The 6086-nt window shown below is 52.0% G+C and carries 5 protein-coding genes, 3 tRNA genes and 1 other RNA gene; all 9 read left to right on the forward strand.

Going from position 1 to position 6086, the window contains the following annotated elements; translation table 11 throughout:
* Positions 1-25 precede the first annotated feature (25 nt).
* The 9 genes from QWY20_RS13815 to QWY20_RS13855 all read left to right on the forward strand — a co-directional run bounded on the left by QWY20_RS13815 (position 26) and on the right by QWY20_RS13855 (position 5982).
* The gene (locus QWY20_RS13815; protein ID WP_330129595.1) at positions 26-775 is read left to right on the forward strand and encodes a substrate-binding periplasmic protein; all 750 of its coding nucleotides are present in this window, start codon (positions 26-28) and stop codon (positions 773-775) included.
* 114 nt (positions 776-889) lie between these two features.
* A complete protein-coding gene (locus tag QWY20_RS13820; protein WP_330129596.1) occupies positions 890-1639 on the forward strand; it encodes a hypothetical protein in 750 nt (249 codons plus the stop codon).
* A gap of 3 nt (positions 1640-1642) precedes the next feature.
* The gene (locus QWY20_RS13825) at positions 1643-2089 is read left to right on the forward strand and encodes a regulatory protein RecX (protein WP_330129597.1); all 447 of its coding nucleotides are present in this window, start codon (positions 1643-1645) and stop codon (positions 2087-2089) included.
* Between the two features lie 9 nt (positions 2090-2098).
* Positions 2099-4726 carry an alanine--tRNA ligase gene (gene alaS / locus QWY20_RS13830; protein ID WP_330129598.1) on the forward strand — a complete coding sequence of 876 codons (2628 nt, stop codon included), beginning with the start codon at positions 2099-2101 and terminating at the stop codon, positions 4724-4726.
* 251 nt (positions 4727-4977) lie between these two features.
* Positions 4978-5169 carry a carbon storage regulator CsrA gene (csrA, locus tag QWY20_RS13835; protein ID WP_330129599.1) on the forward strand — a complete coding sequence of 64 codons (192 nt, stop codon included), beginning with the start codon at positions 4978-4980 and terminating at the stop codon, positions 5167-5169.
* Positions 5170-5318: 149 nt separating this feature from the next.
* Positions 5319-5408 (forward strand) — tRNA-Ser (locus QWY20_RS13840).
* Positions 5409-5422: 14 nt separating this feature from the next.
* A tRNA-Arg gene (locus QWY20_RS13845) sits at positions 5423-5499 on the forward strand.
* Between the two features lie 36 nt (positions 5500-5535).
* Positions 5536-5612, forward strand: a tRNA-Arg gene (locus tag QWY20_RS13850).
* A 239-nt stretch (positions 5613-5851) separates the two neighbouring features.
* A non-coding RNA gene (locus QWY20_RS13855) (RtT sRNA) lies at positions 5852-5982 on the forward strand.
* Positions 5983-6086 lie beyond the last annotated feature (104 nt).

The raw sequence follows: 6086 nt of genomic DNA on the forward strand, positions 1-6086 counted from the left end.
CATGATGACTTTGAGGGCTTTACGCATGCCACTCCTGCTTGGGATTGTGTTATTCTTTTTTAGTGTATCTGCCCTGGCTGAACGTACGCTGACCTTTTTGGTTGGGATGGATAAACCACCCTACATTCAGTTGCAGGATGGTACCGGCTTCGAACTGGAGCTGCTGCGGGAGGTCAGTCATCGCATGGGGTATGATGCAGTATTTTTGCACGTCCCCAATGCGCGTATCCGTTACCTGCTGGAGCAGGGGCATGGTGATGTTGCCACTTTACAGCGCCTTCCAGACCATCCGACCGAACTGTTCTATAGCCAGCCTTATGTCCGGTATCAAAATGCGGTGATCACCTTGCGTGAAAAAGAACTGGTTGTTCAGCATGCCCAGGATATGCAGCGCCTGAGTGTAGTGGCATTTCAGAATGCCAAAATTGTGCTGGGGGATGAGTTTGGCGTGATGGCGCAAAACTCCAGTCGCTACCAGGAAACCACCAATCAGAAAACCCAGGTAGATATGCTGCTGGCTGGCCGGATTGATGCTGCGGTGATGGACATCAATATTTTTCATTATTTCCGCCGGGTCAGTGATGACTCACAACCTATCCAGCTACACACCTTATTTCCGCCCAGTGATTACCGGGCAGCTTTTCGTGAGCAGAGCTTGCAGCTAAGTTTTGACAAGGCGTTGCAGCAGTTGTTTAGCCACTCAGACTACAGCCGGATGCAGCTGGAGTTTTTTGGCTCCGTCAATCAATACCAAGCTGCAGGGTTGAGCCCATAAGAGGACAGCTTTTTCCCGCAGTATCTCCTGACGTTGACACTTTTTTCCAGTATGATAGCCACCACTGATAAGCCTTAAATTACTTTCTGGCATAATGGTTGGTGAGGATACTTCGTGCAGCATTCTGGTTCTGTGTTTGAAATGATTCGTAGTCGTCCCGTATTGTCCGCCTTGTACTGGGTTAAACAGGCCTGGCAACTGTTCCGGCAAGCTCCCTGGCTTTGGATCCAATTGCTGTCTTTTGTGTTGTTGCTTAATTTGCTGGGTTCAATGAACCCGGTACTCTTCATGATTACCCTTTTTCTGAACCCTTTTATTACTGCCGGGTTGTACAGTGTGATTATGGCCGTGCAGCGGGGCGAGACAGTTAGCTTTGGTTGGTTGTTCCGGCCGCTGCAACAGGCAGAGTTTCGGCCCTTGTTTTTGCAGTTGGCGGCGCTGAATTTATTGTTGGCTATTCCATTGAGTCTTTTGGGGGAGCACCTGACCCAGCAATTAGCGGCCGAGCAACTGGATTTTAGTCTGGTGCTGTTGTTTGTGTTTTGCACGGCCATGATCTGGATGATGTTTAGCTACGCCGTAGCCATTTTGTATTTTTTGCCGGAGAAACGGTTGCTGTCAGCTCTGATGGGCAGTCTGGTTGCCTGTTGGCGTAACCTGCTGCCATTGCTGCTGTTTGGCATGGTTGCACTGGCACTTTGTTTGGCGACTGTGCCTACCATGTTGCTTGGTATGATAGTGGTCCTGCCATTGATTAGCATCGCTTTCTTTATATCCTTTCAGGATATCTTTAATGTAGATCCTGGCAAATCGGGTCCTTCGGATCAGCAGAATAAGTCCGATCCTGATGTGCTGGAAGTATGAGGCATGACCCTCAAAGAGTTAAAAAAGTCAGCGCTGCAACTGCTAGCCAGGCGTGAATACAGTTCGCAGCAGTTGCAGCAGCGATTGCAAGCCAAAACGGCAGATGACCAGCTGGTTCAGCAGGTGATAATATGGTGCCAGGCTGAGAACTATCAAAGCGATGCCCGTTTTGTCGAGATGTTGCTGCGCTCACGTATGGCAAAAGGCTATGGGCCGCTTTACATTCAACAGGAGTGCCGGCGTCATGGCGTCAGTATGCCGCTGTTAGAGCAGCAGCTGGCTCAGTTAGAGCCGGACTGGCTTGCGCTGGCACAGAGCATCTACTTGAAAAAATACGCGGGCAGTGCCATTACCAGTGCCAATGAGCGCGCCAAGCGGCTGCGTTATTTGCAGCAACGGGGATTCTACCCGGAAGATTGCAGCGCCGTACTCAAATACAACAGAAGTTAGGAAACCACCATGAGCATGACATCGTCCGCTATCCGCAATGCCTTTCTGGATTACTTTGCCAGCAAAGGCCATCAAATTGTGCCGAGCGCTTCCCTGATCCCAGGCAATGATGCCACTTTATTGTTTACCAATGCTGGCATGGTGCCTTTTAAAGATGTGTTCCTTGGGCAAGATCCTCGCTCCTACAACCGGGCGACGTCGGCGCAGCGTTGCGTTCGGGCCGGTGGTAAACACAACGACCTGGAAAATGTCGGCTATACCGCACGGCATCACACCTTTTTTGAAATGCTGGGCAACTTTAGTTTTGGTGATTATTTCAAGCAAGAAGCCATCGCCTATGCCTGGGAGTTTCTTACCAAAGAGTTGGCGCTTCCGGCTGACAAGCTGTTGGTCACGGTCTATGCCAGTGATGATGAAGCCTTTGATATCTGGACCAAACAGATTGGTTTGCCAGCGGAGAAAGTGATTCGTATCGGTGACAACAAAGGGGCCCCTTACGCCTCAGATAACTTCTGGGCTATGGGTGATACCGGCCCCTGCGGCCCTTGTACCGAAGTGTTTTACGATCATGGTGCAGAGATCTGGGGTGGGCCTCCGGGCAGCCCGGAAGAGGATGGTGATCGCTTTATTGAGATCTGGAACATCGTCTTTATGCAGTTTAACCGTCATGCCGATGGCCGGATGGAGCCTTTGCCAAAACCCAGCGTGGATACCGGCATGGGGCTGGAGCGGATTGCCGCCATTTTGCAGGGTGTGCATAGCAACTATGAAATCGACATCTTTCAGGCTTTGATTGCCGCTGCCGCTGAAGTCACCGGGGCGAAAGACTTAAGCAACAAATCGCTGCGAGTGATAGCCGATCATATCCGCAGCTGCGCTTTTTTGATGGTGGATGGTGTGCAGCCATCGAACGAGGGGCGTGGTTACGTGCTGCGTCGTATTATTCGCCGGGCTGTACGCCACGGTCATCAACTGGGCGCGGAAGGTGCCTTTTTCCATAAACTGGTGTCGGCACTGGTTGCCCAGATGGGAGAGGCTTACCCGGAACTTGCTGCCAAGCAAGCTGTGATTGAAAAGTTACTGCGTATTGAAGAAGAGCAGTTTGGTAAAACCTTACAACGCGGCCTGACTATGCTGCAAGACGCGCTGCAGCAGTTGGATGGCAAGGTCTTGCCCGGCGATCTGGTGTTTAAATTGTACGACACCTATGGTTTCCCGGTCGATTTAACCAATGATGTGGCGCGTGAGCAAGGCGTTACGGTCGATCAGGCTGGCTTTGATGCAGAAATGGCTCAGCAGCGGCAACGTGCTCAACAAGCCAGTCAGTTTGGTATGGATTACAATGCACAGCTCACCAGCAAGCAGATCACTGATTTTACCGGGTATCAGCAAGAACATGGTAACGCCAAAGTGCTGGAAATTCTGCGCGATGGCAAAGCCTGCCAGCAGTTACAGGATGGTGAGGAGGCTTTGGTTGTGCTTGACCAAACGCCTTTTTACGCCGAGTCTGGTGGCCAGATTGGCGATACCGGCAGCTTAACCCTGGCCGATGGCAGTGTGTTCAGTGTGACCGATACCATCAAGCTGGGCAAAGCCCACGCGCATAAAGGCAAACTCAAAGGGCAATTGGCGGTTGGAGCCGCGGTACAGGCTCAGATCGATGAAGCGCGTCGCCAGGCCATTCGGCAGAATCACTCGGCAACTCACCTGGTACATGCTGCCTTGCGCTCGGTGCTTGGGGAGCATGTGACGCAAAAAGGTTCATTGGTTGGACCGGAGCGCTTTCGTTTTGACTTTTCGCATTACGAAGCCATCAGTGCTGCGCAGCTGCAAGCCGTGGAAGTGTTGGTAAATCAGCATATTCAGGCCAACCACCCGGTGCAGACCGAGCTGATGAGCCTGGAAGCAGCGAAAGCGGCTGGTGCCATGGCGCTGTTTGGTGAGAAATACGATGATGATGTGCGGGTGTTGACCATGAGCCCGTTCTCGGTCGAGCTGTGTGGCGGCACGCACGTGAAGAATACCGGAGACATTGGTCTGTTTAAGATTGTGTCGGAAGGCGGCATAGCTGCAGGAGTGCGTCGTATTGAAGCGGTTACCGGCATGCAGGCCATCACTTGGTTGCATCAGCTGGAGCAGCAGGCGCAAGGTGTCGCTAGTGCGTTGAAAGGCGATCTGTTTTCTATTGCGGAGCGTGTGCAGCAAAGCTTGGATCGCAGCAGACAGTTAGAAAAAGATATCGATCAATTGAAACAAAAGCTGGCCAGTCAGGCGGGCAGCTCCCTGTTGGATCAGGTCCAGTTGATTGCTGGCAGCAAGGTGCTGATTACTGAGTTGCCGCAAGTAGAGGCCAAAACGTTACGAACGATGCTGGATGAGCTGAAAAACAAGCTGGGATCAGGTGTCTTGCTGTTGGCCACAGTCAATGATGGCAAAATCAGTTTGATTGCCGGTGTTACCCAGGATCTCACCGCCAAGGTGCATGCCGGTAAGCTGGTTGGCTGGGCTGCAGAGCAGTTAGGTGGCAAAGGGGGAGGGCGGCCGGATATGGCTCAGGCAGGTGGCAGTGATATTGCAGCATTACCAGCTGTGTTGCAGCAAGCCGCCGAGGTGATTGAGCAGCAACTGAGCGCTTAAGGTTGATCCATAACGGCTGGTGCGGAGTATGTAAAATAATCTGCATCAGCAACTTATTATTCACATCATAGCTGCAGCATTTTTGCTACACTCAAAGGCGGTGCCGGAAAGATACCCGATAACTGTGGTTAATTTTTGTCGTAAAACCTACGGTTGCTTTTCTTTCCGCTGTCAGCTGAGTTATGATAGAGCACTTTTTCAGGATGCCAGTAGCAGAACTGGACCGAAAACAAGGAAATAGGAGCAAACGAATGCTTATTCTTACACGACGGGTTGGTGAAACGCTGATGATTGGTGATGAAGTCACCGTGACAGTTTTGGGTGTGAAAGGAAATCAGGTACGCATTGGCGTGAATGCACCAAAAGAAGTATCCGTTCACCGTGAAGAAATTTACATGCGCATCCAGGCAGAAAAATCGCCGGATGATGAGGGCAATGCCTGAGCTTGATAGTTGCGCTTAGAAGAAATTGAGCGCTTAAATCATCTGTAAGATGATGGATTGCTTAAAAGGTCGGCAAACAAGCCCGCCCCACCGAAAAATTGTTTGACTTATTTTCCTGAGACTTTAATATACACGCCGCAACACAGCGCGGAGAAATGGCCGAGTGGCTGAAGGCGCACCCCTGCTAAGGGTGTATAGGGGAAACTCTATCGAGGGTTCGAATCCCTCTTTCTCCGCCATTTTATAGTGAATTGGACGCGTAGCTCAGCTGGATAGAGTACTCGGCTACGAACCGAGCGGTCGGAGGTTCGAATCCTCCCGCGTCCGCCATTCACTATAAACTGTGTGCAGTACCATCGCTTTTCAGGACGCGTAGCTCAGCTGGATAGAGTACTCGGCTACGAACCGAGCGGTCGGAGGTTCGAATCCTCCCGCGTCCGCCATATACGAAGAAACCCGCTAAGGTGTAAGCCAAAGCGGGTTTTGTCGATTTAGCGCTATGCTCCATTAGCGGGAGGGTGAGAAGCTCCGCAGGTTCGACTGATTTGCCGGGAGCAAATCAGGACAGCTTCAGCTGGCCCGTAGGGCTGGCGGTAGGACGCCGCCAGCAATCCTCCCGCGTCCGCCATATACGAAGAAACCCGCTAAGGTGTAAGCCAAAGCGGGTTTTGTCGTTTTAGCGCTATGCTCCATTAGCGGGAGGGTGAGAAGCTCCGCAGGTTCGACTGATTTGCCAGGAGCAAATCAGGACAGCTTCAGCTGGCCCGCAGGGCTGGCGGCAGGAAGCCGCCAGCAATCCTCCCGCGTCCGCCATATACGAATAAACCCGCTAAGGTGTAAGCCAAAGCGGGTTTTGTCGTTGTGCGCCAGGCATGGCGCGTAGTGCCTTGACGGGCGCTGCTTCGGTACAGGTGGTG

Origin of the sequence: Alkalimonas cellulosilytica (assembly GCF_036325985.1) — a bacterium.
GTDB classification, from domain to species: Bacteria; Pseudomonadota; Gammaproteobacteria; order Enterobacterales; family Alteromonadaceae; genus Alkalimonas; species Alkalimonas cellulosilytica.